Below are 26,102 nucleotides of genomic sequence, written 5' to 3' on the forward strand. Positions count from 1 at the left end.
CCTCCAATCAAAGGGCGGTGAACGCCTCGTTCACCGTTTTTTTATAGTCGCAAAACGACGGAGTCTCTGCTATTTTTCTGAGTTCCAACAAATATTCTATATTTCCGCTCCCACCGCGGACGGGCGAAAACGTACAGCTCACGGGTACAAATCCCATGAGCCTTGCAAAGCTGTCTATCTCGCTGAGTATACGTTCGTGGACTTTCCTGTCCCGTACCACGCCGTGCTTGCCGATGTCGCTCCTGCCTGCCTCAAACTGTGGCTTCACGAGTACGGCGGCAGTGCCGTCCTCACGCAGAAGCTCATACATCTTCGGCAGTATCTTCGTCAGCGAGATGAACGACACATCTGCGCTGATGAAGTCCGCGCTCCCGCCTATCTCTTCGGGAGATACCTCGCGGATATCAGTTCCCTCCATATTGACTACGCGGCTGTCCTGTCTGAGCGAGTCCGCAAGCTGTCCGTGCCCGACGTCGACAGCGTACACCTCAGCGGCACCGTGCATGAGCATATACTCAGTGAATCCGCCTGTCGATGCGCCGATATCGAGGCAGACCTTTCCTGTGAAATCAAGCCCGAAAGCCTGCGCCGCCTTTTCGAGCTTCAGCGCACCTCTGCCGACGTAGATCTCCTGCTCCGAGGACTCGATAACGTCTGCGGGAGCCACTTCATCCGAGGCTTTTTTTGCAGTCCGACTGTTGACGGTAACTGCGCCAGCCTTTATCATTTCTTTTGCACGTTCGCGGCTCCTTGCGATGCCGCGTGAAACGAGCTCGGAATCAAGCCTTGCCATCTTCCAAGCTCCTGCGACAGACATAGTCTGCCATTTTTTCCGCTGTGAGACCGAGCTTTGCGAGCGCCGACTTCACTGACGCCTGTTTGATGAAGCCGTCGGCAGTCACGCGGCTGTAATCACCGACGTAGCGAGCCTCCATAAGGAGATCACCGAACAGAGCGGAAATACCTCCCTGCCGCTCAGCCTCCTCGAAGAAGACGATACGCCTGTACTGCTTTATCTCGCCGATAACGTCGTGTGGAACGGGAAATATCTTTGTCAGCTTGAGGATATCGCAGTTGATACCTCTCTCCGTGAGCAGGCTCTGAGCCTTGTAAGCCTCGTTATACAGCCTGCCGTAGGTTATGATGAGGGTGTCGCAGTTATCGCCGCGCATGAAGATATGCTCGGTGCTGATGTAGTCTCTGTTGAAGGAAACGGACTCAGCTCCACGGGGATAACGCACAGCAACAAGCCCCTTGTTTGCGTATACAGCCTTCTTCATACAGAGCCTGAGCTCCTCGTAGCATGAAGGCGAATATATCACCGTATTCGGTATTGACGTCAGCATAGCGACGTCAAAAAGTCCCTGATGCGTCTCGCCGTCCTCGCCGACTATTCCTGCGCGGTCTACACCGAGAACAACGTGGAGCTTTCCTATCGCCACGTCGTGTATGAGCTGGTCGTATGCGCGCTGGAGGAAAGTCGAATACACTGCAAATACGGGTATCTGTCCCATTGAGGCGAGTCCGCCCGCAAATGTGACAGCGTGCTGTTCTGCGATACCGACGTCGTAGAAGCGCTCGGGGAAACGCTTGCAGAAATACTGCAAGCCCGTGCCGTACTTCATCGCCGCAGTTATCGCGCAGATGCGGTCGTCCTGCTCGCCGAGAGCGACGAGCTCCTTGCCGAAAACTGTTGAGTAGCTGTCGCTTGCCGCGACTTCGGGGTTGCCTGTTTCTATGTCAAATCTGGAAATACCGTGGTACTCTCCCGGGTTTTTCTCAGCGGGGAGGTAGCCCTTGCCCTTTGTGGTCTTGACGTGTATGAATACGGGCTTGTGGTAGCTCTTTGCCATATGCATGACCTGTTCGAGCTCCGTGAGGCTGTGACCGTTTATCGGTCCGAGGTAGATAAAGCCCATATCCTCGAACATGGTGCGCTCGAGAATAGTAGACTTTATCGAATCTTTAGCCGCCTTCATACCTTTTGTCACAGTCTTTCCGACCACGGGTATCTGATTGAGATTTTTCTCGACCCAGCGCTTGGTATCAAGGTATTTTTCTGAATTTCTCAGTGAAGTTAGGTACTGTCCGAGCGAGCCGACGCTCTTGGAAATAGACATATTGTTATCATTGAGGATAACAATGAGGTTGCTTTCCTGCTTGCAGCAGCAGTTATTCATCGCCTCATAGAACATACCGCCTGTCATAGCGCCGTCACCGATGACAGCCACGGTATAGTTATCGCGTCCCTGAAGCTTCATAGCCTCTGCAATGCCGCAGGCAACGGATACAGAGGTGCTGCTGTGACCCGCGATAAACGAATCGTGTACAGATTCCTCGGGCTTCGGGAAACCTGATATTCCGTCTTCCTGACGAAGCGAGCTTAGCTTGTCCGCACGTCCCGTCAGTATTTTATGAACATACGCCTGATGTCCTACGTCCCATACGATCTTGTCCTCGGGCGAGTTGAAATTACGATGGATAGCCAAAGTAAGCTCGACCACGCCGAGATTGGAAGCAAGGTGTCCGCCCGTTTTTGATACCGTCGAGATCAGCAGATTGCGGATATCGGAGCACAGATACTTGCATTGCTGGAGCGATAGCTCCTTCAGGTCACTCGGAAGCTTGAGCTCCGAGAGGCTCACCCTGTTTCCGTTGTTTATAAATCCGTTCATTTTAACTCAGCGGAGCCAGAGCTCCGCAGCTCCTTGTTTATTTTGTACGATCAAGCAGATATTCGGTGAGCTCCTTGAGGAACCCGTTATCATCTATGTTGTCTATCCACTCGAGGGCCTCGGCTGTTATTTTGTTAGCCATTTCACGTGCCTTATCAATACCGTGGAGAGTAACTATAGACGCAGTATCGGCAGGCTTGCCCTCCTCAGCATCGAGTATATCGTCGATTATCTGATATGACAGACCGACCCTCAGACCGAATTCAGCAGCTGCTCTGAGGTTCTCGTTGGTCCCCTCGGCACAGATAGCACCGATAACGCAGGATACAGCGATGAGCTGACCTTTTTTACAGCGGTACATATTCATTATCTCTTCTTCTGTGACGTCATCACGCTTGCGGCTCTCAATGTCGATGACCTGCCCGCCTATCATTCCGTCTCTGCCGACAGAGTTAGCGAGCACGGAGATAATGAGGATCTTCTGGTCAGCAGTGAGCTCGGGGGCGTCGGCGATGACCTCGAACGGAAGCACAGAAAGAGCATCACCTGCAAGGATAGCAAGAGCATCGCCGAACTTCTTGTGGCTTGCCTCCTTGTCCCTGCGGATATCGTCATTGTCGAGAGCGGGAAGGTCGTCGTGAATGAATGCAGAAGTATGTATCATCTCAACTGCGCACGCGGGAGCAACAGCATTATCGATATTGCCTCCGAGAGCCTCGCAGAATGCGTAAACGAGCATAGGTCTGATACGCTTGCCGCCCTTGAGTGAGTAGTTCATCGCGTCGATGAGCTCCATCTGCGGACGGTTGTCGTTGCTGTAGTTGTTGTACTTTAATATCTTTTCGTCTGTCAGTTTGAGGTATTTCGCCTTTTTTTCTTCAAAGTTACCCATTTTTCTCATTCGACGGTGCAGTTCCGTCATCCTCCGTTATTTTTATTTTCGCTTCGTCGAGCTGCTTCCTGCAAACGGCTGAGAGCTTCACTCCCTCTCCGTACAGCTCGACTGCTTTTTCGAGTGGTATATCGCCTTTTTCAAGCTCAGCAACAATGCCGCCGAGCAATTTCAGATTTTCTTCAAAGCTTGTGTCTTTTTTCATACATTCACCATTTTTTAGTTAACTGCGCCTCGGCACCGCCGCTGTCGAAACGAAGCGTTACGGTATCTCCCGCGCTGAGCGTTTCCGAGCTCCGTACGAGCTCATCACCGCTGTATACGAGCGAATAACCGCGAGCCATCACCTTCAGCGGACTGAGCGCTTCGAGCCGCGCCATCTTCTCGCTGAGCTCTGCACCGCGCCTGTCCATGAGCTTTTCAAGCGCCGCTCCGAGCCGTTCTTCACAGCGGTCGAGGTTCTTTTCCGTGAGCACGAGCCTGTTCGCGGGAGACTGTGCCGTCAGCCTTGCACTGACTGCCGTGAATCTCTCAGCCGACCTGCCGTACAACGACTTTACCGCCTTTTCAGCTCTGCGGACGTACTGCTCTATCGTCTCCCTGAGCGTCCCTATTTCGGGAGCCGCAAGCTCCGCCGCCGCAGAAGGAGTCGGTGCCCTCATATCCGCTGCAAGGTCACAGACAGTGAAATCTACCTCATGACCTACCGCTGATATAACAGGAACTTTGCAGCCGTATACCGTCCTCGCTACCTGCTCTGAATTAAATGCGCTCAGGTCCTCCGCCGAGCCTCCGCCGCGTCCGACGATTATCACGTCGCAGCCCGCCTGCTCGGCTCTGAGAATACCTCTGCATATTGATTCGGGAGCCCCCTCCCCCTGCACGAGCGCATTGACTGCGTACAGCTCGCACAGCGGATAGCGGCGCGTCAGCACATTGATGATATCGCGCACAGCCGCGCCACTGAGCGATGTGACCGCGCCTATCTTCTTGGGCATATGCGGCAGCGGACGCTTGTGCTCCTCCGAGAAGATGCCTTCTTTTTCGAGCCTGCGCTTCAGCTGTTCGAGCTCAACGCTCGCCTTGCCCGCACCTTCGGGAATGATATCGTTAGCGTAGAGTTGATAGGCTCCGTCGCGTTCAAACACCGATATGCTTCCCGAAACTACAACGGACATACCGTCCTCGGGAAGAAATCTCAGCCGAGAAGCAGCCCCCGCGAACATCACTGCTTTAAGCGAGCTCTCGCTGTCCTTGAGCGAGAAGTAACAGTGACCGCTCCTGAAGTGCCTGACGAAGTTCGATATCTCGCCCTTGACCATAATGCCCTGCAATATCCTGTCGCCTTTGAGCTTAGACCCGATATACCTGTTGACCTGTGTTACCGTTACTACAGGCATACATCATCACCTGCCTGTCTCAGATAACCGTATATCGCGACTCCCGCAGCATTATCACATGAAAACTCAGGAGCTGCGAAGCTCGCTGACGGATAACGGGCAACTATCCTGTCGCGTATGAGCTTGTCCGACATAACGCCTCCCGCAAAAACGAGCGGCAGACTGCCGAATCTTTCGATAGCACGATCGGTCATCGCGAGAATGGTCTCGGCTACGAAGTCGAGGCAGTACCTCGCAATATTTTCGGGCTTTTCACCGTTCCCGAGCATCTCCCGACACTTGTTCTCGACACCCGAAAGGCAGCAGCAGCCGTCCTTGATGACGGGCTTGACCTTGAACCGCTTATCCGCATTCATTGCAAGCTTTTCGAGCTCCGCACCGCACGGGAAGCGAAGTCCGAGCATAACTCCCGCCCTGTCAACAGCCTGTCCCGCCTTCAGATCGAGCGAATTACCGACCTCAGTGATACTGAGAACGCTGTCGCTGTCAGACTCACACAACAGGCAGTCTGTCGTACCGCCGCTGATGTGGAAGGCTATGAATCGTTCTCTGACGAGTGAGAGCCTGTCAGCGGAATAGAGTGCCGCAAGGATATGCCCTATCTGGTGAGAAGTCGTGTACAGCTCGGTGCCTGTCGACGCCGAATACGCTCTTGCGTAGCCCTCTCCGACGAGAAAGCACGGCATATATGAGCCCTCGACGTTGCGTGGTCTTACAGACGCCGCAACAGTTGCCGACCTTGTGGGACGATACTCGCCGCAAAGCTCCTCTATAAGCTCAGGGAGCTGCTTCGTGTGATGGAAAACGGCGTCACTCTGTCTGAGCCCGAGCTCGCCCTCCTTCACAGGAAGCAGTCTTTTCCGCTGTATAACGCGGTTCTCGCCGCTGATGTACACTGCGACCGAAGTCGTGTAATTACTGGTGTCTATACCGATATGTTCAGGCATTTTCAGCCTCTCCGCGGTCGCGGGAGAAAGCTCCGAGCACACCATTGATGAAGGAGGCATCCTCCTTGTAGGTGTAGGTCATCGCGAGCTTTACTGCTTCGCTTATAGCCGCGCTCATAGGAGTATTCTCATCGTAAATGCATTCATACAGCGCAATGCGCAGTATGGCATGATTGAGCTTGGAAATACGTGAAAGCTTTCTTGACTTGCTGTAATTCCCGATGATACTGTCGAGCTCCTCCGCATGAACGAGTGTGCCGTCAACGAGCTGTTTTACCTCGTCATTCACGGTTATCTCATCTATCTCCTCAGCTATCTCATAGAGCTCCTGAATATCATCGTCGCGCAGAAGCTGTTCAAAAACGAGCTTGAACGCGCTGTCTCTCACATCTCTTCTTGACATTTCATCTCTCCTTTTCTTTTTTATTCAAATACCACGCCGTTAACGATGACGTTGACTCTCGCCACCGCAACGCCCGTCATATTCTGAACGTCCTCCTTGACCGCGGTCTGCACATCTTCCGCCACTGCGATAGATTTGTAGCCGTTCTTGACCTTTATCTTTATATCAAGAGCCGCGACGTCCCCGATGACACCTACGGTTATCGGACCGTTCTTCTTGAGCTTGCTCATCTTGGTTATATCACCGTCAAGACCTGCCACACCTTTTACCTCAAGGGCGGCAAGTCTGGCAACGGTGATGATAACATCTTCCGAGATGCTGAGCTTGCTCTGTGCGCTCTTTTTAACATCAGCCATTTTTGTACCTCCGTTGCGCGAAGATTTGAGTGCATTTTTTAATTAAAGTATAATATACACTCCCGCTTCTATATTATACCAAAAAAATTCAGAATATTCAACTACTTTACCTCAAAAATTCTTATATTTTCAGAAGAAATTTCTGTTTCGCCGAGAATAATGTCCTTTATTGCTGCCGCCTGCGCTTTATCGAGCCCCTCGGTCTTGACCACTACCTTCGCGGACTCACCGTCGAGATAGGCCACACAGTCCTCGAAGCCTTGTGCTTTTACGAGGGATTCGATAGTTCCCTCGCTCTCTATCAGCTTCGAGACCTCCACTGCGTCGAGAGCATTGACCACCATTTCGTCCTCGGTGAGGTCGCCTCCGCCGATTATTGTCTGGAGAGTCTGTACAGCTTCATCACGTCCGTTCATGCGGTCGAGCCTTGCCTGCGCGAAGTAATCGACCTGCTGAGCCTCGCCGCTCTCCGGTGTCGCGTTCACGAACTCGGTATCGCCGTAGTTGACCGTATCACCCATTTCCGCGACCTTCACCGACTCGCCATTCTTAGTGAACTTAGCAGGTGTTGTCGTATAGTTTATGTAGACCGCTATCGCCAGCATGAGCGTGAGGCAGGTCATGATTATCTGCTTCTTTCCGATGATTATAGTTGGTTTTTTCATAGTTTGCTCCTCATTTCATCTTAGTAACGTATATTCTTGCGGTGGATATTCCCAGAGCAGCCGATACAGCCTTATATATCCGCTCCTCGACCGCAGGGTCGCCGCAGCCCGTACATACGACCACGGCTCCTGTTACAGCAGGTACCTCCACCATCTCAACGAGCGGCTCGCGCTGCCCGCTCCCTCCTGTCATAACATATTTTTTCTCCTCCTCCGTTCTGTTATCCTGACTGCTCTTCCTGCCCTCGGCAGCATAGACATAGCGCTCGCCCGTCCCGACCGTGAGATACACCTCTACCTCTCCCGCCCCGTCTATACGGCGCAGGAAGTCACGCAGCCTGTTCTCGGTCTCACGGCAGTAGCTCTCAGACTGTGACGCCGCTGAAACAGGAGACTCGGGAAGCTGCGGCGAGGTCTGCTTCTTGTCCGACAGAAAAGATGATATAAGTATCAGAAGCAGCCCCGCTGTCCCGAGAGCTGTGACGGCTATCGCTGAATTCTTGCTCCCGAGCAGTTCTCCGAGCTTACCAAATTTCTTCATTCACGACCTCCGTTTCGTCCCCGAGCGTGCATCGTATGACCTCCGCTGCGCCCGCGATATCTTCTGTGTCCACCGTCACTCTACTAATAGATATGCTCCCGTCAGACAAAATATTAACCTCCGCTGAGATTTTTTTGCAGTCTATCCCTGCGGCGGCTAACTGCTCTATAAGGATATTCTCCACATTCGTGGCAGTCTGCTCTGCGAGAGCACGGTCATACAGCTCCTGCTGATATTCCGTATCCGAGAGCTCATATGCACCTATCTCCGGAAGAGCAAGATCAGAAAAGCCGCTCACGAAAGGCGCTGTTATCACAAGCGCGAGGAGTATGTCCAGTATCAGCTTGAGCTGCCCCTTCATTTTTAAGCTGCCTGCCGTCTGACCAATAAGGCATTTTGCCGCCGTGACCGAACACACTGCAAGCACTGCTGCTTTTATGTCCATAAACTCACCCCTGTCCAATAGACTGTGTCAGTATCGCCGATGATATCACGAACATCAGCGAATAGCACACCAGTACACACTGCGCCGCTGCAAGACCTCCGTCAAGACTTTTAAGCAGCTTTGACACCGACGGTGCACCAAACATATCTGCTGCGGCAGCTCCGAGCAGCATTACGCCGCGATACACGAACAGCTCCAGTACCTTCGGAAGAAGTAGCAAGATGATACCGATAATACCTGCCGCACCGACGGTGCTGCCGATAATCTCAAAGCTGCCCTTGACTGTGGCATATGCATCGGAAACAGCTCCGCCGACGATCGGCACAGCTCCCGAAATAAGTGATTTTACAGCCTTCACTGCAACTCCGTCAGCCTTTCCCGCTATGGTGCATTTGAGCGTTACAAATCCCGTAAAGAGCCCCATAACAAGGGTGATGCTCCAAGTCAGCGCCTTTTTGAGCAGTCCGACCACGCTATCGAGCGCTGAATCGGGAAAAACGCTCCCCGTCACGGAGAGTGCAGTAGTCGCACCGAGTATCGGCATGAGCAAGCTCTCGGACAATTCGGTTATGAGCTCCGAAGCGCCGAGTATCAGCATATGGTACACGCCAGCGGAAGCCGCCCCGCCGCACATCACCGATACAGCTGTAAACACGGGAACAAAGACTATGATGAATCCGCCGCAAAGCTCTATCTCCTCAACGGTAGAGCGATAAACGTCTATGAGCTGCGGAGCAGTCACCGCCGCTGCTGCCGTAACGCAGACCATATCATAGTTACTGCCCGATGTACCTCCAAGTGTGCTGCCTGCCGAAGCTCGGAGCACCGAAGCTGCCGCGATAACAAGCATGATCGCGGAAAGAAGCCTTATCGGAGCAGCAAGACGAGCTTCGACCCTGTCACTAACGACAGACGCCAGCTCACCGAAGCTTAGCGAAGAAATGTCGTCATAGCCGATACCGAGGTCAAACTCCGCAAGAGCATCATCAAGCTGTTCTGTTACTTCTGCATAGACTTCATCGGGCTCGTCCGCAATCGCAGTATACGGCACGACAACCGCCAGCAAGAGCACAAAGCTCAAAGCCGCAATAATAGTATTTCTCATGCCACACCTCACAAAATCTCGGTGATACGCGAAATAAGAGTCCTAACGAGAGGAAGGCTGATGAAAGTCACCGCTCCCCGCCCCCACAGTTCAGCCGCTGAAGCGATAGCAGTCTCACCGCTGTCCCTGCACAGGTCGGAGGTTATCTGCGTGATGAGGCAGATTGCAGTCGCCTTAAAAACAAGTGATATGTAGCTCTCGGGGAGCCCCGAATCGAGGAAGATATCACGAATATCGTCAAGCACGGGTGTGAGCATCCCAAAGAGAGCTCCGGTAACTGCGACGCAAGCTGCAAGAGAAATAAACAACGACTGTTCGCGTACATACTGCCGCAGAAGAACAGCCAATATCGCAGAAGCAACGCAGAAAACAGCAGTTGAAAAAGCATTCTCTACCATAGTCCGAAAACAGATTTCACAGTGTCAAACAGCCCGCCTATCTCCCGCACGATGATAAGGAGCACAACAATGAGTCCAGCAAGAGTAGTCATCATTGCCTGTTCCTCACGCTCTGCGCGCTTCAGAACGAGATTGAGCACAGCAACGATTATCCCCACTCCTGCAATTTTAAAAATAAGGTCTATGTCCATTGCCAACGTCCTTTCATATCACAAGGATACCGACCATAACGCCGAAAAGAAGCCCCACGCTGCGGTAGAGTCTCCCTTTGCGGAGGTACGCCTCGCTTCTTTTCTTTTCGGTCTCTGAGAGCGTGTGCTCGAGCCAGCGAATCGAATCGACCTGACTTTCGCTGTCACTGCGACCAATTATATTGCCGAGTTTGAGAAGTACATCTTCTTCGTCATCAGCAAATCCTGCCGACCTGACTGCATTTTCCCAGCAAATGCGAAAGTTTTCTCCACTCTCGAAGCTCTTAGGCAAAGACTCCAAAAACGTGAGTGCCGAGAGCTCGCTGTCACGCCTGAGTTCCGCACACACAGAGTAGACATCATCACACCTGTAGCCGACAAGGAAAGCTGTCCTTTGCAGCAACCTAACTATCAGCGCACATAACTTCTGCTCGCGTCGAAGTTTTTCTGCAAACGCAAAGCCGACTATCCCGCCCGCAGCCGCAAATGCAGCGGAAGCGACAAATCTCATCATCATATCAGAGCTCCCTCACATCGAGAACTTTCCCGGGAGATGACGCGCCCGCAAGAAAAGCTGCTCTTGCGAAGAGACCTGCTGAAAGGAGTTTTTTCGCAAAGGGACGGCGTTTCAGTGCTTCGAAGCTGTTCGCATGGACAGTCGCGATGAAGCTGATCCCACAGCCCGCCCCCGCGAGCATAGCCTCGGTATCGGAATCATCGGCTATCTCATCACATATGATCCAGTCAGGCGAGAGAGAGCGTATAGCAGAGACAACACCTATATTACGCGGACAACCGCTCATCACATTTGTAAGCACGCCGACATCGCTGCCAAACTGTCCGCCCGAAACAGCAGCTATCTCACCGCGCTCATCAATGAGAGCGACTTTCTTTCGTCTGCCGATCATACGGCTGATATCACGAAGAAGCGTAGTCTTGCCCGAGTTCACACCTCCGCAGATGAGGAGCCCGCCGTCAATAAGACCGACAAGCTCGTCCGCGCAGCCAATAACACAGCGTGAGATACGGAAACTGATACCCGTGACCTCAGTTATTATTCCGTCCAAGTTATACACGCCTGATATACCCGCACGAATACCATTTCCTACGATAAAATAACCCTGCCTGAACTCGCTGACATGACTGTGGAATGAAAAATGTGTGACGGAATCAATGGTCTTACGAATATCCTCAGCAGTACACCTCACGCAGGAGGTATTGCTGCTGCTTGCGGTGAGAGAGTTCCCCGTAAGGAAAGCTATCCTGTCAGGAAAGACAGCGGCAACAGGTTGTCCCAGATAAAGCCGTATCTCCGTAACTTCGCTGCTTATAGCTCCGACTGAGCGCAAAAGCGTCACTCTCAGCCTCTCGCTGAGGTGATCTGCAATTATCTCAAGGCTTGTACGTTCATTCATTTTCATCGCTCCTTTACTACAGTGTATGCAGAGCAAAAGAGTAATAGAACAAAGAGAGCATCAAGGCGAAAAAAAAACAGCGTACCAAAGTACGCTGTTTATAAGTGAAATTATTCCTTTACACCACCAAGAGCAACACCTGCGATGATGAATCTCGAGAGGAATACGTAAGCGATAATGATCGGGATGATAGCCATTGCGATAGCAAGGTAAATAGCACCGTAATCATTGAATCGGTCAGACGACTGAATAGCCGAGATCATCATAGGAAGGGTCTTCTTGCTGACCTTAACATTGATAAGGATCATGTTAGGAGTATAGAAGTTGTTCCAGCTTGCGATGAAAGCGAAGATAGCCTGAACAGCTATAGCGGGCTTCATCATCGGGATAGCGATAGAAACGAATGTCCTGAACTCGCCGCAGCCGTCGATACGAGCAGCCTCAACGATATCAAGCGGGAATGAAGACTTCATATACGACCTCATAAAGTATACTACACCCGGAGCTGCAATAGAGGGAAGAATAAGGGGCCAGTATGTATTTGTGAGGTGGATCTTGGACATGAAGCTCAGGAAACCTGCTGATGTTACCTGCATAGGAACCATCATTACAAGAAGAACAACCGCATAGGAGATCTCCTTGAGCTTGAAATCGTAAACATGGATACCGTAAGCTGTAAGAGCTGAGAAGAAAACAGTAAGGAAGCACGAACAGCAAGTGATAATCAAGCTGTTTCTGTAACCATAAAGAGCACGGTAGTTCAGTCTGTAGTCGGCACTTGTAACCATTTTGTAGTTGTCAAAGATGTGAGTGCTGGGAATGAAGCTGATACCGTTAGCAATAGAAGTATGGTCACGTGTTGCGTTTACGAGAAGGATATATATCGGAAATAAACAGATGATTGTAAGGATAGTGAACCAGATAAAGAGGATAGCCGACTTGAGAATGATCTTTGTTCTGTAGTTATCCTTGGTTTTTCCATAGACTGAATTCATTTTACTCATATTGAAAAACCTCCAAACTGTTTACTTTCTGCCTTGAGCTGTTTTGCGATCTTCTTTCTCTGCTTCTTCTTAGCGATCTCGTCCTTATCACGAGTCATATAGAACGCGATACAGCCGAGGATAAGAGTGATGAAGAACAGAAGAATTGACGCAGCACCTGAGTAACCGAGCTTACTCTGATTCAGGTCAGCAACGTGGAAGTAGCTGTAAATAAGAGCAGCAATAGTCTCAACGTGCTCGCCGACCTTACCGTCCTTATTATAGAGGTAAGGAATATCGAACATCTGAAGACCACCGATCATAGATGTAACAAGAGTATAAGCCATGATGGGAGTAAGGAGGGGCAGAGTGATCTTGCGGAAAACTTGTCCCGAGCTTGCGCCGTCAATAGCAGCAGCCTCGAAAAGTGAGGGGTTGATACCCTGGATACCGGACATGAGCATGATCATGGTATTACCGAACCACATCCATGTCTGGATGAACATGATGATTATACGTGAAGGCCAAATACCCTCAATGAAGGGGATACAATCGACCTTGTTACCGGGAAGCGACTTTACGATACCGATCTTGTTAAGAAGGGAGTTGATCGCACCGGGGTTTGTCTCAGACTGACCGCAGAGCTGTACAAAGAGTACGGCAACTGAAGCAGCAGTGATGATATTGGGAAGATACATAACTATCTTGAAGAATTCCTTGCCCGGGATCTTGAGGTTTGCTTCGGTGAACCAAACCGCAAGGGAAAGAGAAAGAATGATCTGAGGAATGAAGTTACCCACCCAAAGGATAACCGTATTGCCAAGAGTTCTGAGGAAGCTCTCATGAACCTGAGTAGCGAGAGCAAACTGGTTCTTGGAACCGAATAAAAGGTCTGTGTAGTTCTTGACACCGACAAAAGTATCGAGACCTGTGTCACTATTACCGTGGAAAGATACGATGAACGTATTGATCAACGGCCAGAACTGGAAGAAGAGATAAACAATAAAAAATGGCAGTATGAAAATATAGCCATACTTAGCGTAGCTTATAGATTTAATGCGGCGCTGAGCAGCTGTTGCCATAACACACACCCTCTCGTGAATTGATTAGTAACAAATATACACCTACGGAATACATAAGTATTCCGTAGGCATAATTTGTGTTAAATGTTATGTTGTTTTAAGGGATTATTCAACTGTGATACCAGGAACAGCCTCTACAACCTTCTTCTTGAATGTTACAACTGTATCATCCCAAGACTTGCCACCCTTGAGGTACTCGTCTGTTACAGCGTTGAGGAACTCGCCCTTAACAGCTGCATCGTAAGGAGTGATAAGACCATTGAAGTTGATTGTCTTAGCGTTGTTAGCAAGCTCTGCGAAGTAGTTCTGCTTGTCAGCGAAGTTGTTGGAGATCTTCTCGTTGAATACTGTGTTAGCAGAGATGAGGTCATCCATAACCTTTGTGTTGTTTACATACTCAGGCTTGTTCTTAGCGTAAGCAGACATCTGAGCCTCGTCAGAAGTTGCAGAGATGATGAAGTCACGAGCCTCTTCGCCGTTGTCAGTTGCGGGATTAACAACGATCCAAGTACCGCCCCAGAAGAATGCCTGCGGGCCCTGGCAAACGTTCCACTTACCGTATGTAGCGCCGCCTTCGCCGCCTGCTGCGTCGAGGAAGAAGCCACCGAAGCCCCATGTAGATACGAAGTAACCCATGCAAGCATCGTTAGAACCAGCAGCAGTCCACTCATCTGTCCACTGGCTGTTCTTTGTTACGCCGCCGCAATCCCAGAGAGCCTTAGCTGTATCAGCGAAGTTCTGGCAGAAGTCATCGATAACGAGCTTGTTATCAACAACCCAAGGCTGTGTACGGCCGCAAGCAAATGCCTGCCACATACCGCCAACTGTATCAGCGAGAGCTGTCTTACCGGAAGACTTATCCTGAACTGTCTTAGCAGCCTCAACGAACTTATCCCAGTCAGCAACCTTAGCCTGCATCTCAGCGGGTGTAGAAGCACCGAGGTAATCCTTAGCGAGGTCAGCTCTGTAAGCGAAGCCGCCTGCTGCTGCCTGCCATGAAACGCCCTTACGAACGCCGTTGGAATCCTTACCGATCTCATCTGTGTACTTGTAGATGTTAGCGAAATCGCTGTCGCCGAGACCGAGCTTGCTGAGAGCAAGAGTCTTGGAGTCATCGTTGATGTACTTGAGAGCCCAGTCAGCCTCGCAGAAGTAAACGTCGAGGTCGCCGCCGTCGTTGAAGAGCTGGTCATAACGCTCGGAAGCGTCGCCGCCGCCAACACCGAAGGAGATGAAGTGAATGCCGTCTACCTTGTCATCAGCGAGGTCGTCCTTGATTGTGTCATAGGAAAGACCCTTCCACTGAGCGATAAGAGTAGGAACGTCGTCTGCGTTCCAAGCTGCAACTGTGAATGTGTCGCCGCCTGTCTTAACAGAAGCGTCGATCTCACCTGTTGACTCCTCGGGAGCACCTGTTGTGGTCTCGCCCTCAGAAGCAGCCTCCTTAGTTGTTGTCTCCTTGGATGAAGAGCTGGAGCTCTCGTCGTCGCCGCAGCTTGCGAATGCTGTTGCAGCCATTGCAAGTGTAGCTACTAATGCTAATGTCTTCTTAAGTGTGTTCATTAGAATTTTCCTCCTTAAATATGTATATTATATTTTAAAAATATAATACGCTTTGGTTTAGATGGATTTGTGTGGCTGTCTCTTTCGTTCTGTTCCGCACGACGACTGTCCTCGCCGCTGCATAGCGTCTCGTCAGAACTGCCGTAGTGTCCGTAAGGACTATTACTAAAGGCTGATGCCTCTGTAAATAATGTTTGAGCAACACTTTCTGCGGAAGTCCTCCGCTATCCGTACACCATCGCTCACCGTATCGGTTCCCCGACGGACGTCCTCCGCTTGTGGGGCACCTCATCATCGAGCGTTGTTATACGTAACTGCCTTATTTCTATATTGCAGGAGTATTGCTTTTGCATTTACAATATACCGTATTTCACAGCTAAAGTCAATGCTTTGAATAGTTCTGTAAACGTTTTTTGAACATTCTGTACATTTTCAACACCGTTCTTTTGTTAGTTTTTACATAATTACAGGCTGTAAAATCTAAAAGTTACAAAACGGTAAAAGTGTATTTTGACCTTATTACACATAAACGGCGCGTTTCTTTTATACCTATTGCCTAAATATCCCAATATGGTACAAAACAGTCAAGTCCGTTTTTGTCTATATTCACCTCGTGGAAATCAGTGAGTAGTACGCGAGGATTCCGCTGGCGTCACGTGCGTCTATTTCGCCGTCACCGTTGTAATCGGAATACATCTCCATTTCATCGGGGAGCGCTCCCGATCCGCCTGTAGACTGTGAAGAATAGTGCATAAGCACAAGGCTCGCATCCTTGGCATCGACCATACCGCTGCCGTCAGCGTCGCCGAGCTTGTACGCGTCTCCGATAACTCTTATCCTTATTATATTGTCAGCAAGTCCCTCGCGTTGAACTTTTATCTCCGCCGAAGCAGCCGCACTGCTGACGGGGATTCGTATCTTCTCGGAGCTCATTACCGCGTTCGTACCGCACGCGACCTCACCGAACGAATCGGTGTAGAGATACACGTCGACAGTATCCTCGGGCACAGTCAGCAAAACTTCCTCCTGCCCCGCACGGTAACCTGCGTCTTTTTTATTGGTCACGCCCGTACCGTCCGATATTACATATTTCATATAGTAAAGCTCGGGCTTCTCGGGGTAAAAGCTTCTCTGTGATACGCAGCCGCTGCCGTCGGGAGCAGTTGCCGCCCTGAGCGTAACATTCTCCGTTATCTCTATCGGCTCTGTATACAGACTGTATTCTCTGCCCGTGCTGTAGTACACATCACCGCCGTCGGGAGAAATGAGCTCCACCCTCTCGCCTGCGGGCACTGCCCCGCTCATATGCGAGAATCCGACCGAGCCTTTCTCTCTGCCGAATACCTTCATCGAGATATTTCCGCTCTTTATCGCGACAGTTCCCTCCGAGAAGAGCATTTCCATGCTTGCATAAGCCATCTCTGCTGCTTTTAGCTCATCGGTATCAGTCTCCTCGAGTCCGTCGTAGAGGTCGTCCTTGACCGCGGCAAGGAGCTCCTGCTCCTCCTCGTCGGTGTAGACAATATTGTCCGAGACTACGTCCACCCACTCCGTACCGTCGAGGCTGTAAAAACTCTCACCCGCATTTGTCGAGGCGAGGATGCCGTCATAGGTAGTATAGCTGCCGAGGCTCGTGATCTCGCCGCTCTCGTCGTTTGTGACGTACATTACAGTCTCCAGAGGAACTACGAACGGGGTATCCGCGCAGTAGAGCTTCACAACCGCCGCAAAGGTTTCGCCCGCGCTTACTTCGACGCATCTGTCGAGGTCAAGCGTCATAAAGCCCGTATAGCCGCAGCTTCCCTTCGTCACGGATGAAGCCGTTCCCGAGGAAGGGTCAGCCGTATCCGAGAGGTCGGTATAGATCGTTATTTCGTAGTTGGTATCTGGAGAAACGATATACGTGCCTATCGCAGCTATCTGCGTGTCCTCGTCGGCAGTAAAGACATTCGCCATATACGAAGGTCGGATCTCGTCGATATCATCATATGCGGAAAGACTTTGCAGCTGCGGATAGGTGTCGTGCTGATACAGCTCAGTATAGTCATCTTTATCACCGAGCTCGAACACAGCGAACTCCGTCAGCGACCTGTCGCAGTAGGATATCCAGATAAAGCCGTCTTCGCCGTAAGAATCGCCCCAGCTGTTCTTGACGAGCCAAGCGCCGTCCCGAGCGGCAGGATTGGTAAAATTCTCCTTCGGGAAGCTGTCATCCCAGCCGACTATAGCGACCGAGTGATTTGCAAAACGCGGTTTCCTGTACGTATTTGACGACGAGAACTCGGAGCTGTAATTCTTCACAGCGTCTGAGTAGAATGAAACATCTACAGCGTGTCCGTCATAAACGAACTGCTTGATCAGCGAGTTGACCTCAGCCTCGTTCGTGCGTTCTCTGTCGTAATCGAAGCTGTAGGCATTTCGGAGATGATAAGCGCATTCACCGCGCTTATCATCAAGCGCGCCGCTGTTCTCGAAAGCAGACAAATCCCCGTACGGGATAACGCTCTCATCCGCAGGACCTATCCACTGTGCCCACAGGTTCGTGACAACAAGAGCACTGCCACCGCTGTTGAGCAATTCGTTCACACCCGCCTTGTCGGTGACATAGGCTTCATCCGACAGCGCACCGTAATACGCCGTGTGGAACTCGGACAGGTCGACCGTCATATTGCTCTGTATTACACTGCTCTCAGCGCTCGCTATCGCAGAATGTGCCCAGCACGTACCATATGGAGTCTGAGTCTTCACGGGCGATACGGGACAGCTCTCACGCATACTGAAGCTGCTCGGGAACTCCGTCTCTCCCGTATCAGCAGTAAAAGCACTCGCCTGCGGAACGAGCTCCAAAGCTCCGTCTGCTCCTTTGACTCTCATATACGGCACAGGCTGAGACAGTGCATACCCACGCGATACGCCATCATCAGCGAACGCTCGCAGTTCCGCAAAACCGACACCACCGTTACATGAGGCGGCAAGGCTAAGAGCTGCCGCCGCTGAAAATGCACGTTTCAGAAAAGCTCTCATAACTTACCTCCCTTGTCAGGAAATGACATCGCGCGCGGTGTAGTAAGCGATACCGAACCACTCCCTCACCCAGTATGTCGGCGCGAGCCACCATGGGGTATGCGCAGATATATTATACGCCTCCATACCGAGCTTTTTCGCCTTCATATCCGAACGAAGCTGGTGGAAGCCGTCAGTTACTATCGTTATGTGCTCGGGAAGCCCCTCCTGCCTGATGATATCGTGCGAGAAGCGTAGGTTCTCGTCAGTGGTAGTGGACTTGTCCTCCTCAAAGATACGCTCAGGAGCTATACCACGCCCGATGAGATAGTCTCTCATGCACTTTGCCTCACTGACGCTCTCGTCCTTGCCCTGTCCGCCCGACACTATCACACATACGTTCGGATTATCGGCGAGGTAGGTGTAAGCCGTGTCAAGCCTGCGTCTGAGCATAAGGCTCGGCGAGCCGTTTTTGACCTTGCAGCCGAGAATTACCACCGTGGTATCGGTATCGGTCGGGGAATCGTGCATCTCCCTTACCATGAAGAAGCTTATCACCGCCGCAACCGCAATGCATATGACCGTGATAGCCGAAAGCGTACACACGAGCCCACGCCCGCCCCTGCTCTCCCACAGGCGAGCGACAAAGCTGCTTGTCCTGCCGTAGAACAGGAAAAAAGCCGTCAGAACTCCCGATACGGAAGCTCCCGCTATATTGCCGAGGTTGATTATCCCACCCGTAAGGGGCAGAAGAAATATAATGAATACTATAAAAGAAATGAGAGTCGGTATAACTCTCATTTCTGACCTGATAAAGTTAAGCATTATTTAAACGTCAGTCCTTCTTGGCCGCGAGCTTGATGATGCGGTCGACTTCCTCCTGAGCGGTGAGCTCGCTGCCGAGATGGGTAGGCACACTGTTATAGAGTCCGTGGAAGTCGGAGCCACCCGTCCTGATGAGCTCATACCTGTCAGCAATGGCACCGAGCTCCTTGCGGTAGTTCTCGTCCGCTGAGTAGTGACCTATCTCTACGCCGTCTATCTTGCCCTTCTTCGCGAGCTCCTCAAGTAGCTCAATGTTATCGTACTGTGCGGGATGAGCCATTACAGCCACTCCCCTTGCGGTGTGGATAAGGTCGATGACAAAGTTTACATCGGGATATTCACGCTCAACGTAGCATGAGCCTATCTTTGGGTTGAAGAGCTCTCTGTCGAGCTCGCCGTAGAATTCCAGCGCATAGCCGTAATCTATAAGAGCACGCATGATATGCTGCTTGAAAATGCTCTTTGAAGCGGTAGTATGCTTGAGGATGCTCTCGAGGGTAATTGGGTACTTTGACATCACCTTGTCTATCATCTCCTTCGAGCAAGCCTTTCTTATCTCGCAGGATTTGAGGCACAGTCCCTCAAGCCTGTCAGGCTTCTGCGGAGCGTAGCAGAGAATATGTACCTTACTGTTTCTGTCCTTGTCCCAAGCGGAGAGCTCAACACCGCGAAGTATCTTCACACCCTCGCGCTGCCCGAGCACTTCAGCTCTTGAAAACGAAGCCATGGTGTCGTGATCGGTAATAGACAGGCATTCTATACCAGTGCGTTTTGCCTGAGAGATGATGTCCTCTATACCGAGCGAGCCGTCAGACAGCTTGGTATGACAGTGCAGATCGCAGATCATTGTTCAAACCTCTTTCCAATGCCGCAAAAATGAAACTGCGGCAGACAAAATAATATATACTGCATTATATGATGTCAATATCACAAAAAGAAGTACATACAGCGATAATAATTATATCACATATTACGACAGATTTCAAGTATTTTCGTACAATTTTTCTGCCGATCTGACCGAAAAAAACTTCCAAAAGTATAAAATGGCTATATACCGTCATTGAAGAGCCGCATAAAGCTCTCCCTTTTTGAAGCCCGTCTCCTTCGCGACGGCTTTGCAGGCGTCTGTAGGCTTCTCGCCCATAGAGATGAGCTTCTTCACCTGTTCCAGTGCCTGCTCGAGCGTAAGCTCCTCGCTGTCGGAGCTACCGCCCTCTACAACGAGCACGTACTCTCCGCGCGGCTCGTTCTCGTTGTAATAGCTCACAGCCTCAGCGAGCGTCATGCGCAGAGTCTCCTCATGTAGCTTCGTTATCTCACGGCATATCGAGATATGCCTGTCCCCGCCGAAGAAGTCGGCAAGGTCTGCGAGCGTGTTTTTCAGCTTATGCGGAGCCTCATAGAATATCATCGCACCTGTCTCGCCGCGAAGACGTTCGAGCTGCTCTGCGCGCTCCTTCTTGTTCACAGAGAGGAAGCCCTCGAAGGTGAATCTGCTCAGATGCATCCCCGAAAGTGCCGCCGCAGTCACCACTGCCGACGGTCCCGGTACCGCCCTCACATCTATGCCGTTCTCATAAGCAAGCTTCACAAGGACCTCGCCGGGGTCGGAGATACAAGGCATACCCGCGTCGGTGACGACACCGCAGCTCTCGCCCGCGAGAATGCGGTCTATGATGTGCTGAGCCTCTGTGCGCGAACTGTGCTGATGAAAGCTCACAAGCTCGTTTTTTATCTCGTGCCGCGTCAGAAGCTTCAGCGTGACGCGGGTGTCCTCGGCGCAGATGAAGTCCACCTCAGCGAGCATTCTCAGCTGACGGAGGGTGATATCTTCCATATTGCCGATAGGCGTACCTATTATGTAAAGTGTGCCGCTCATACCTGCTCCTTTCCCGTGTCGTAAATCCTTTGCAGCTCGTCCGTGAAACCGTCGCCGCTGCGGATATAAAGCTGCGGCTCTATCTTCATGAACGGCTTCGAGCCCTTTTTGCCCTCGATGAGGAAGAGCCACGGAGCCTCGTCCGCGTTCTTCGACACCATGCGGAGGCGCTTGGGCTCGATGTTGTGGGACTTCATCGCGTACATCACGTCGCTGAGGCGCTCGGGACGATTGCAGACACACAGCCTTCCCCCGAATTTGAGCAATTTCTCCGCCGCCGCGCAGACGTCATCTATCGTGCAGAGTATCTCATGACGGGCTATGCGCTGAGCCGTTATCGCGCTCTGGAAGCCCGCATTGTTCACCTTATACGGCGGGTTGCAGGTCACGAGGTCGAGCCGTCCGATGGGCGCGCCCTCCCAGAGCTCCTTCAAATCGGCGCACACGGGCACGATACCGCTCGTCTCGCTGCGCTCCATTCCGAGGCGGAGCTGCTCTATCGCGCCCTCCTGAATGTCCACGGCATAGGTGACCTGCGGCGGCATTTTCTTCTGCATTATAAGTGGGATTATCCCACAGCCCGTCCCGAGGTCGCAGACCTTGTCCTTTGCGCGGTACTGCGAAAAATCCGCGAGCAGGAAGGCGTCCGTGCCGAAGCGGTGGTCGCTGCTCGCACAGACGTATATCTTATCTGTCAGTTTTTCGTATTTGTAGTCCATTCATTTACTCCGTATCATATCAAGCACTTCCGCCATTTTCACGCACCTCGCGTACCTGTTCTGCCAAATGAAATCGTTATAGTAGCGGTAGGTCTGCTCCGCTGTCATAAAGACATTATCGAAGGTAGAGTTGCAGTATTCGGGAACTATCATCTCGAAGCCGCGCTCAAAGCCGCACTTGACAGTCGCGTCAATGCAGTAATCCGTCTGCAAGCCCGTGACAACGAGTCTTTTCACGCCCTTCTCCAGCAGATATCCAAGTAGTCCGCTGTCACGGAAGGGGCTGTTCACATACTTGTCGAATACGCGCTCGCCCGCCTCGGGAGCGAACTGCCCGCATACGTCAAAGCCCTCATTGCCCTTTGAGAGCGGCTTGCCCTCGCCGTCATCATGGCGGACATATATGACCTCCGCACCGTTCTCACGAGCTTCGGCTATGAGGTCGCGGACATTTGCGATATATGTATCGTAAGCATAGAGCTTTTCGGTGGTCATGAGCTCTTGCGCGTCGATAACAAGAAGAGCCGTTTTTGTCATATTATCGTTCCTCCGCCTACAACGATGTCCCCGTCGTAGAGTACGACCGCCTGTCCGCTTGTGACAGCACGCTGCGGCTCGTCGAATTCGACCATATACCGCCCGTCCCCGAGAAAGGAGACCGTCGCGGGCTGCTCATGCTGACTGTACCTCGTCTTTGCAGTCACGCGCATGGGCTCTGTCAGCTCAGCGACCGAGATGAGGTTGAAGTCCTCGGCTATAAGCGAGCGCGAGTACAAATCAGCCTCGTCGCCAAGCGTGACCGTGTTAGCCTGCACGTCCTTGCGTACTACGTAGGCTGGCTTGCCGAGCGAGATACCGAGGTGCTTGCGCTGACCGACGGTATAGCAGATAACGCCCCTGTGTTCACCGAGGACATTGCCGTCCATGTCTATGTAGCTCCCGTGCTTGGGAGAAATGCCCTTGAATCGGCTGATAAAGCCCGCATAGTCTCCGTCGGGGACGAAGCATATGTCCTGACTGTCCGGCTTGTCGGAGTTGACGAGCCCCGCCTGCTCCGCGAGAGCACGCACCTGCGGCTTCTCGAGCGCACCGAGCGGGAACAGCGTATGCGCGAGCTGCTCCTGCGTGAGCGAATAAAGCACGTAGGTCTGGTCCTTGCTCCTGTCCGCGGGACGCTTCAGCAGAAAGCGCCCGCGAGCCTCGTCGAACTCGATAACGGCATAATGCCCCGTCGCGATGTAATCATATCCGAGCTCCATTGCTCGCCTGAGCATAGCGTCAAACTTGACGCGGCGGTTGCACTCTATACACGGATTCGGCGTCCTTCCGCTGATATAGCTCTGTGCGAAGTGCTCCATGACGTTCTCGCGGAAGCAGTCCTTGAAGTTGAAGACAAGGTGCTCAAAGCCGAGCTTTCTCGCGACATCACGCGCATCGAGCACATCCGAGAGCGCGCAGCAGGTCTTGCCTTCTTTTACCGCCTCCGCAACGTCCTCGTCACCGAACATTTTCAGCGTCACGCCCGTGACGTCGTACCCGTGCTCTCTCAGCAGCATAGCGGCTACAGAACTGTCAACTCCGCCGCTCATGCCGACCATTACCCTACTCATTCTCAGTCACCTCAAAAAGCGTTTTCAGCTCGCCGAGCTCCATGAAGCTGTAGTCAGACGCCGCCTTTATCTGCTCCCACTCTGAAGCAGCTGTCTTTTCGTAGACAGCCGCCGTGAGGAATCCCGCGCTCGCAGCTGTCTCTATGCAGTGCAGCGAATCCTCGACCACAAGGGTCTCTGCGGGAGATATACCGAGGAGCTCTGCCGCACCGAGGAAAATGTCGGGGAAGCCTTTTCCGTTCGGATATTCCTTGTCCGTGAGCAGGAACTTCATTCTGTCGAGCACGCCGCAGCGCTTCATCACCGCGACCGCAAGCGCCTTGTAGGTAGCAGTCGCTACTCCATAGGGAATGCTCCTCATATCGAGGAAGTCGAGCAGCTCGACCGCTCCCTTTTTCAGCGGGATATTGTGCTCGTACTCCTCACGCACGAGCTCTTCAATCCTGCGTATCACCTGCACGGGAGTCAAATCAAGCCCGAACTCGCTTATCATGAACTCCGCCGCAGTTTCGATAGTCATCTGCTTTATCTTCCACGATATGCCCGCAGGAGGGTCTGTCACTCCGTTTTCGGCAAGGAATCGGCGGTCGATGTCATACCACATTCCCATAGAATCTATCAGTGTGCCGTCAAGGTCGAAAATAATGCCTTTTATCAAGTTTTTGCCTCCGTAGTAGTTGTAGTATCTGCCGTAGTTGCAGGCGGCTCGGTCTCAGGCTCGGGTGGCTGCGGTCTTTCGAGATTTTTCCGAAGCCAGACCTTCTCATCATCTTCAAAGGTGCGATTCTGCGCGAGCCACATCTTTTTCTGCTCGTCGGTAGTATAGTCAACTCCCGCCGACTCCTCATTACCGCAGAGAACGACAGCCTGCTTGTCCATGCTCTCGTATATGCGCTCAAAACGCGCTATATCGTAAGTTCGGCAGCCTACGAGAGGGTCGGCGACGTGAACGACCTTTTCGTCGTAGTCGAAGCCGTACACCACAACGCAGTGCTGCATCGGATTGAAGTAGAAGTCCTCGCCGCAGCCGAGCCTGAACTCAAACTCCTTGCGTATCTCCACCTGATTTATCGTAGTCCATACGACCACAGGTCTGCCCTGCTCTATCTGGTAGTATACCTCTTCAATAGGGCAGCCCGTGAGGTCGACAGCATACCAGTCCGAACCGAGGTAGCTGAAATAATCGTTTGCAGCCCTGACGATGACAGGCGCATTGCAGCCAAATCCGTCTTCCTTGTGCGGGTCACCGATGTAGGCATCGTTCATGGTATAGTAGCCTATCCTGTCGTTTGCCATGAAGATATCAGCCATTTCTACTTTGTCCGCCGCGAAGCCGTAAAAGTTGAGCAGCTCAGTCAGAGCTGTTATCTCGCAGCCTGTCGGCAGCTCGGGCTTCTGCAATATAGTCGCGACGTTGACAGCCTTTTTCGTACCGAGCTTATAGTCAGACGGCATCTTCACGTCTATCTCCTCACGTGCAGGAGCTCCGTACTCATTCGTAGCGGACGTAGTCTGCTCGGAAACTGCAACAGTCATCGTCTGAACCGTTGCAGGCTGAACAGTGGTCGGCTGCACAGATGCGGCGGAGCTCGTCGAACCCGCCACCACATTATTGCCATCGAGCCTGAGCTTGCGCCCGCCGCACGAGGTCAGTGCCGCGGCACACAAGACCGCAGCAGCTATTGCACACATTCTTTTTCCCATGAGTTACTCCAGGTCTATCGCTATCTTCGCCCTGTAGTCATCAGCAGCGGAGGTAACGTTATCGAGTGCGAGACCATAGATGTCCGAAGCCCTTCCCTCAAGCTCGGCGAATCGTCTCGTCACTCTGTTAGTCTGTGAAAGCTTTGCGAGTGACGAACCGTACGGGATCACAGCCTTTCCCTTTGCTGCCGCAAGTATCTCTCTTCCCCTGTCATTGAAGGCAAGTATCCTGCCGTAAGGCGGCATATGCGTCATATCCTCGCGTGTTATCCCTATCAGCAGCGAGAGCAGTATACGCTTGATACGAGCCATCGTATATCTTTTTGTCTTTACGGAGCAGAGCAGCTCATCGAGCGAGCCTGCCATTCTTGCGCCGTATATCCTGTTTTCGAGTCCTTGCGCTATGTCACTTATCTGCGCTATCTCCTCCGGCGAAGCCATTCTCAGCTTGTAGAGCATCACACGCTCGAGCCTTTCGAGCCGTGCGATACCGCCATTTTCGGCAGCCTCTCCGACCGCCTTTGCCCACAGCTCGGGCATGATCTCCGCGAGCTCGGAAATATCTGCTCCCCCGAGTATCTTCTCGCGAATGTAGGAAGCGCTCGCGTAGCAGCCCTCTGCCGCACCGCTGTCATGTGATGCGCCCTCCCGCTTCACCGTGAACGGCACCATCTTCGAGTGGAAGCTCTTCAGCGCTCGAAGGTACTCGATAGCGAGAGTATTATTCGGCTCTGAGACTATCGCAGCCGCAGACGGGTAAACGCCGTTGAGCACCGAGGTCAGTGCCCGCGGGTATGTATAACCCTTTTCCATTATATCGTTTATATCAGGCTTTCTCGTCTCTGCTATCTCATCGACCCTGTCGAGCGCCTGCCTGAGCATCCCGATATCGCCGCACTCGCTCCCGAATGACAGTTCGTCCACAGTTCCGAGACAGTTCAGCAGCCATACAGCCCCCGCGGCAAAGTTCTCCGCGGAAGAGAGGCTGAACTGCACGGGCAGCTCTATGACGAGGTCAACTCCCGACTTCACCGCGAGCCGAGCGCGGGCAAGCTTATCCATTACAGCAACATCGCCCCGCTGTACAAAGCTTCCGCTCATTACGGAGACGATGTGAGTAGCGCCGTTTTTACGGGTTTCGCTGATATGGTACAGATGCCCGTTGTGGAACGGGTTGTACTCGCAGATAAGACCGCTTACCTTCATAAAACACCTCGCATAATAATATTATAATACTTATTATGCAATAAAAATGTATATTTGTCAAGAGTCCGCGCAGATAAGCAAAGCCCTCCGTTCTT

The 26,102-nt window shown here is 52.0% G+C and carries 29 protein-coding genes; all 29 read right to left on the minus strand.

Going from position 1 to position 26,102, the window contains the following annotated elements; genetic code table 11:
* Positions 1 to 7: 7 nt before the first annotated feature.
* The 29 genes from BMX22_RS02285 to BMX22_RS02425 all read right to left on the minus strand — a co-directional run bounded on the left by BMX22_RS02285 (position 8) and on the right by BMX22_RS02425 (position 26,007).
* On the minus strand, positions 8 to 793 hold the full coding sequence (locus BMX22_RS02285) for a TlyA family RNA methyltransferase (protein ID WP_074740307.1): 786 nt from the start codon (positions 791 to 793) through the stop codon (positions 8 to 10).
* Positions 780 to 2,675: a 1-deoxy-D-xylulose-5-phosphate synthase gene (gene dxs, locus BMX22_RS02290; RefSeq protein WP_074740308.1), complete on the minus strand. Its 1,896-nt coding sequence runs from the start codon at positions 2,673 to 2,675 to the stop codon at positions 780 to 782. The genes BMX22_RS02285 and dxs overlap by 14 nt, the downstream gene beginning before the upstream one ends.
* 37 nt (positions 2,676 to 2,712) lie before the next feature.
* The gene (locus BMX22_RS02295; protein WP_074740309.1) at positions 2,713 to 3,567 is read right to left on the minus strand and encodes a polyprenyl synthetase family protein; all 855 of its coding nucleotides are present in this window, start codon (positions 3,565 to 3,567) and stop codon (positions 2,713 to 2,715) included.
* Positions 3,560 to 3,772, minus strand: coding sequence for an exodeoxyribonuclease VII small subunit (gene xseB, locus BMX22_RS02300; RefSeq protein WP_074740310.1), 213 nt, complete (start codon positions 3,770 to 3,772; stop codon positions 3,560 to 3,562). Before xseB ends, BMX22_RS02295 begins: the two co-directional genes overlap by 8 nt.
* Positions 3,773 to 3,776: 4 nt before the next feature.
* Entirely contained in the window at positions 3,777 to 4,967 is a 1,191-nt protein-coding gene (gene xseA, locus BMX22_RS02305) for an exodeoxyribonuclease VII large subunit (protein WP_074740311.1), read from the minus strand.
* Positions 4,958 to 5,914, minus strand: coding sequence for a peptidase M22 (locus tag BMX22_RS02310; protein WP_074740312.1), 957 nt, complete (start codon positions 5,912 to 5,914; stop codon positions 4,958 to 4,960). The genes xseA and BMX22_RS02310 overlap by 10 nt, the downstream gene beginning before the upstream one ends.
* On the minus strand, positions 5,907 to 6,317 hold the full coding sequence (gene nusB, locus BMX22_RS02315; RefSeq protein ID WP_074740313.1) for a transcription antitermination factor NusB: 411 nt from the start codon (positions 6,315 to 6,317) through the stop codon (positions 5,907 to 5,909). The genes BMX22_RS02310 and nusB overlap by 8 nt, the downstream gene beginning before the upstream one ends.
* Before the next feature lie 20 nt (positions 6,318 to 6,337).
* Positions 6,338 to 6,673: an Asp23/Gls24 family envelope stress response protein gene (locus tag BMX22_RS02320; protein WP_074740314.1), complete on the minus strand. Its 336-nt coding sequence runs from the start codon at positions 6,671 to 6,673 to the stop codon at positions 6,338 to 6,340.
* A gap of 101 nt (positions 6,674 to 6,774) precedes the next feature.
* Complete coding sequence (locus tag BMX22_RS02325) at positions 6,775 to 7,338, minus strand: SpoIIIAH-like family protein (RefSeq protein ID WP_074740315.1); 564 nt, start codon at positions 7,336 to 7,338, stop codon at positions 6,775 to 6,777.
* A gap of 10 nt (positions 7,339 to 7,348) precedes the next feature.
* Entirely contained in the window at positions 7,349 to 7,879 is a 531-nt protein-coding gene (locus BMX22_RS02330; RefSeq protein ID WP_074740316.1) for a hypothetical protein, read from the minus strand.
* Positions 7,863 to 8,324: a hypothetical protein gene (locus tag BMX22_RS02335; protein ID WP_074740317.1), complete on the minus strand. Its 462-nt coding sequence runs from the start codon at positions 8,322 to 8,324 to the stop codon at positions 7,863 to 7,865. Before BMX22_RS02335 ends, BMX22_RS02330 begins: the two co-directional genes overlap by 17 nt.
* A gap of 4 nt (positions 8,325 to 8,328) precedes the next feature.
* Entirely contained in the window at positions 8,329 to 9,429 is a 1,101-nt protein-coding gene (locus tag BMX22_RS02340) for a stage III sporulation protein AE (RefSeq protein ID WP_074740318.1), read from the minus strand.
* Positions 9,430 to 9,437: 8 nt separating this feature from the next.
* A complete protein-coding gene (locus BMX22_RS02345) occupies positions 9,438 to 9,827 on the minus strand; it encodes a stage III sporulation AC/AD family protein (RefSeq protein WP_074740319.1) in 390 nt (129 codons plus the stop codon).
* Complete coding sequence (spoIIIAC, locus tag BMX22_RS02350; protein ID WP_074740320.1) at positions 9,821 to 10,018, minus strand: stage III sporulation protein AC; 198 nt, start codon at positions 10,016 to 10,018, stop codon at positions 9,821 to 9,823. Before spoIIIAC ends, BMX22_RS02345 begins: the two co-directional genes overlap by 7 nt.
* 13 nt (positions 10,019 to 10,031) lie before the next feature.
* Positions 10,032 to 10,535 (minus strand): stage III sporulation protein AB, encoded by a 504-nt coding sequence (locus BMX22_RS02355; RefSeq protein ID WP_074740321.1) that lies wholly within the window; start codon positions 10,533 to 10,535, stop codon positions 10,032 to 10,034.
* A gap of 1 nt (position 10,536) precedes the next feature.
* Positions 10,537 to 11,433: an ATPase, T2SS/T4P/T4SS family gene (locus BMX22_RS02360; protein ID WP_074740322.1), complete on the minus strand. Its 897-nt coding sequence runs from the start codon at positions 11,431 to 11,433 to the stop codon at positions 10,537 to 10,539.
* 110 nt (positions 11,434 to 11,543) lie between these two features.
* Positions 11,544 to 12,437 carry a carbohydrate ABC transporter permease gene (locus tag BMX22_RS02365; protein ID WP_074740323.1) on the minus strand — a complete coding sequence of 298 codons (894 nt, stop codon included), beginning with the start codon at positions 12,435 to 12,437 and terminating at the stop codon, positions 11,544 to 11,546.
* Complete coding sequence (locus BMX22_RS02370) at positions 12,434 to 13,498, minus strand: carbohydrate ABC transporter permease (protein ID WP_074740324.1); 1,065 nt, start codon at positions 13,496 to 13,498, stop codon at positions 12,434 to 12,436. Before BMX22_RS02370 ends, BMX22_RS02365 begins: the two co-directional genes overlap by 4 nt.
* A gap of 105 nt (positions 13,499 to 13,603) precedes the next feature.
* Complete coding sequence (locus BMX22_RS02375; RefSeq protein ID WP_074740325.1) at positions 13,604 to 15,061, minus strand: ABC transporter substrate-binding protein; 1,458 nt, start codon at positions 15,059 to 15,061, stop codon at positions 13,604 to 13,606.
* Between the two features lie 606 nt (positions 15,062 to 15,667).
* Positions 15,668 to 18,085: a lectin like domain-containing protein gene (locus BMX22_RS02380; RefSeq protein ID WP_081349023.1), complete on the minus strand. Its 2,418-nt coding sequence runs from the start codon at positions 18,083 to 18,085 to the stop codon at positions 15,668 to 15,670.
* 15 nt (positions 18,086 to 18,100) lie between these two features.
* Entirely contained in the window at positions 18,101 to 18,865 is a 765-nt protein-coding gene (locus BMX22_RS02385; protein ID WP_074740327.1) for a YdcF family protein, read from the minus strand.
* A 34-nt stretch (positions 18,866 to 18,899) separates the two neighbouring features.
* Positions 18,900 to 19,736 carry a PHP domain-containing protein gene (locus tag BMX22_RS02390; protein ID WP_074740328.1) on the minus strand — a complete coding sequence of 279 codons (837 nt, stop codon included), beginning with the start codon at positions 19,734 to 19,736 and terminating at the stop codon, positions 18,900 to 18,902.
* Between the two features lie 210 nt (positions 19,737 to 19,946).
* On the minus strand, positions 19,947 to 20,768 hold the full coding sequence (gene rsmI / locus BMX22_RS02395; RefSeq protein ID WP_074740329.1) for a 16S rRNA (cytidine(1402)-2'-O)-methyltransferase: 822 nt from the start codon (positions 20,766 to 20,768) through the stop codon (positions 19,947 to 19,949).
* Positions 20,765 to 21,487: a tRNA1(Val) (adenine(37)-N6)-methyltransferase gene (locus BMX22_RS02400; protein WP_074740330.1), complete on the minus strand. Its 723-nt coding sequence runs from the start codon at positions 21,485 to 21,487 to the stop codon at positions 20,765 to 20,767. Before BMX22_RS02400 ends, rsmI begins: the two co-directional genes overlap by 4 nt.
* Positions 21,488 to 22,024, minus strand: a complete 537-nt coding sequence (locus tag BMX22_RS02405; protein ID WP_074740331.1) for a cysteine hydrolase family protein — start codon at positions 22,022 to 22,024, stop codon at positions 21,488 to 21,490.
* The gene (gene mnmA, locus BMX22_RS02410; protein ID WP_074740332.1) at positions 22,021 to 23,097 is read right to left on the minus strand and encodes a tRNA 2-thiouridine(34) synthase MnmA; all 1,077 of its coding nucleotides are present in this window, start codon (positions 23,095 to 23,097) and stop codon (positions 22,021 to 22,023) included. The genes BMX22_RS02405 and mnmA overlap by 4 nt, the downstream gene beginning before the upstream one ends.
* Positions 23,090 to 23,755 carry an HAD family hydrolase gene (locus BMX22_RS02415; protein ID WP_074740333.1) on the minus strand — a complete coding sequence of 222 codons (666 nt, stop codon included), beginning with the start codon at positions 23,753 to 23,755 and terminating at the stop codon, positions 23,090 to 23,092. Before BMX22_RS02415 ends, mnmA begins: the two co-directional genes overlap by 8 nt.
* Positions 23,752 to 24,801, minus strand: coding sequence for a C39 family peptidase (locus BMX22_RS02420; protein WP_074740334.1), 1,050 nt, complete (start codon positions 24,799 to 24,801; stop codon positions 23,752 to 23,754). Before BMX22_RS02420 ends, BMX22_RS02415 begins: the two co-directional genes overlap by 4 nt.
* Positions 24,802 to 24,804: 3 nt before the next feature.
* Positions 24,805 to 26,007: a nucleotidyltransferase family protein gene (locus tag BMX22_RS02425; protein WP_074740335.1), complete on the minus strand. Its 1,203-nt coding sequence runs from the start codon at positions 26,005 to 26,007 to the stop codon at positions 24,805 to 24,807.
* Positions 26,008 to 26,102: the final 95 nt, after the last annotated feature.

It is taken from the genome of Ruminococcus sp. YRD2003 (genome assembly GCA_900109435.1).
GTDB lineage: Bacteria > Bacillota > Clostridia > Oscillospirales > Ruminococcaceae > Ruminococcus > Ruminococcus flavefaciens_G.

What these genes read in the sequence shown, in the direction of transcription:
- BMX22_RS02285 (WP_074740307.1), bottom strand. Translation starts at nt 793, where the DNA reads ATGGCAAGGCTTGATTCCGAGCTCGTTTCACGCGGCATCGCAAGGAGC.
- dxs (WP_074740308.1), bottom strand. Translation starts at nt 2,675, where the DNA reads ATGAACGGATTTATAAACAACGGAAACAGGGTGAGCCTCTCGGAGCTC.
- BMX22_RS02295 (WP_074740309.1), bottom strand. Translation starts at nt 3,567, where the DNA reads ATGGGTAACTTTGAAGAAAAAAAGGCGAAATACCTCAAACTGACAGAC.
- xseB (WP_074740310.1), bottom strand. Translation starts at nt 3,772, where the DNA reads ATGAAAAAAGACACAAGCTTTGAAGAAAATCTGAAATTGCTCGGCGGC.
- xseA (WP_074740311.1), bottom strand. Translation starts at nt 4,967, where the DNA reads ATGCCTGTAGTAACGGTAACACAGGTCAACAGGTATATCGGGTCTAAG.
- BMX22_RS02310 (WP_074740312.1), bottom strand. Translation starts at nt 5,914, where the DNA reads ATGCCTGAACATATCGGTATAGACACCAGTAATTACACGACTTCGGTC.
- nusB (WP_074740313.1), bottom strand. Translation starts at nt 6,317, where the DNA reads ATGTCAAGAAGAGATGTGAGAGACAGCGCGTTCAAGCTCGTTTTTGAA.
- BMX22_RS02320 (WP_074740314.1), bottom strand. Translation starts at nt 6,673, where the DNA reads ATGGCTGATGTTAAAAAGAGCGCACAGAGCAAGCTCAGCATCTCGGAA.
- BMX22_RS02325 (WP_074740315.1), bottom strand. Translation starts at nt 7,338, where the DNA reads ATGAAAAAACCAACTATAATCATCGGAAAGAAGCAGATAATCATGACC.
- BMX22_RS02330 (WP_074740316.1), bottom strand. Translation starts at nt 7,879, where the DNA reads ATGAAGAAATTTGGTAAGCTCGGAGAACTGCTCGGGAGCAAGAATTCA.
- BMX22_RS02335 (WP_074740317.1), bottom strand. Translation starts at nt 8,324, where the DNA reads ATGGACATAAAAGCAGCAGTGCTTGCAGTGTGTTCGGTCACGGCGGCA.
- BMX22_RS02340 (WP_074740318.1), bottom strand. Translation starts at nt 9,429, where the DNA reads ATGAGAAATACTATTATTGCGGCTTTGAGCTTTGTGCTCTTGCTGGCG.
- BMX22_RS02345 (WP_074740319.1), bottom strand. Translation starts at nt 9,827, where the DNA reads ATGGTAGAGAATGCTTTTTCAACTGCTGTTTTCTGCGTTGCTTCTGCG.
- spoIIIAC (WP_074740320.1), bottom strand. Translation starts at nt 10,018, where the DNA reads ATGGACATAGACCTTATTTTTAAAATTGCAGGAGTGGGGATAATCGTT.
- BMX22_RS02355 (WP_074740321.1), bottom strand. Translation starts at nt 10,535, where the DNA reads ATGATGATGAGATTTGTCGCTTCCGCTGCATTTGCGGCTGCGGGCGGG.
- BMX22_RS02360 (WP_074740322.1), bottom strand. Translation starts at nt 11,433, where the DNA reads ATGAATGAACGTACAAGCCTTGAGATAATTGCAGATCACCTCAGCGAG.
- BMX22_RS02365 (WP_074740323.1), bottom strand. Translation starts at nt 12,437, where the DNA reads ATGAGTAAAATGAATTCAGTCTATGGAAAAACCAAGGATAACTACAGA.
- BMX22_RS02370 (WP_074740324.1), bottom strand. Translation starts at nt 13,498, where the DNA reads ATGGCAACAGCTGCTCAGCGCCGCATTAAATCTATAAGCTACGCTAAG.
- BMX22_RS02375 (WP_074740325.1), bottom strand. Translation starts at nt 15,061, where the DNA reads ATGAACACACTTAAGAAGACATTAGCATTAGTAGCTACACTTGCAATG.
- BMX22_RS02380 (WP_081349023.1), bottom strand. Translation starts at nt 18,085, where the DNA reads ATGAGAGCTTTTCTGAAACGTGCATTTTCAGCGGCGGCAGCTCTTAGC.
- BMX22_RS02385 (WP_074740327.1), bottom strand. Translation starts at nt 18,865, where the DNA reads ATGAGAGTTATACCGACTCTCATTTCTTTTATAGTATTCATTATATTT.
- BMX22_RS02390 (WP_074740328.1), bottom strand. Translation starts at nt 19,736, where the DNA reads ATGATCTGCGATCTGCACTGTCATACCAAGCTGTCTGACGGCTCGCTC.
- rsmI (WP_074740329.1), bottom strand. Translation starts at nt 20,768, where the DNA reads ATGAGCGGCACACTTTACATAATAGGTACGCCTATCGGCAATATGGAA.
- BMX22_RS02400 (WP_074740330.1), bottom strand. Translation starts at nt 21,487, where the DNA reads ATGGACTACAAATACGAAAAACTGACAGATAAGATATACGTCTGTGCG.
- BMX22_RS02405 (WP_074740331.1), bottom strand. Translation starts at nt 22,024, where the DNA reads ATGACAAAAACGGCTCTTCTTGTTATCGACGCGCAAGAGCTCATGACC.
- mnmA (WP_074740332.1), bottom strand. Translation starts at nt 23,097, where the DNA reads ATGAGTAGGGTAATGGTCGGCATGAGCGGCGGAGTTGACAGTTCTGTA.
- BMX22_RS02420 (WP_074740334.1), bottom strand. Translation starts at nt 24,801, where the DNA reads ATGGGAAAAAGAATGTGTGCAATAGCTGCTGCGGTCTTGTGTGCCGCG.
- BMX22_RS02425 (WP_074740335.1), bottom strand. Translation starts at nt 26,007, where the DNA reads ATGAAGGTAAGCGGTCTTATCTGCGAGTACAACCCGTTCCACAACGGG.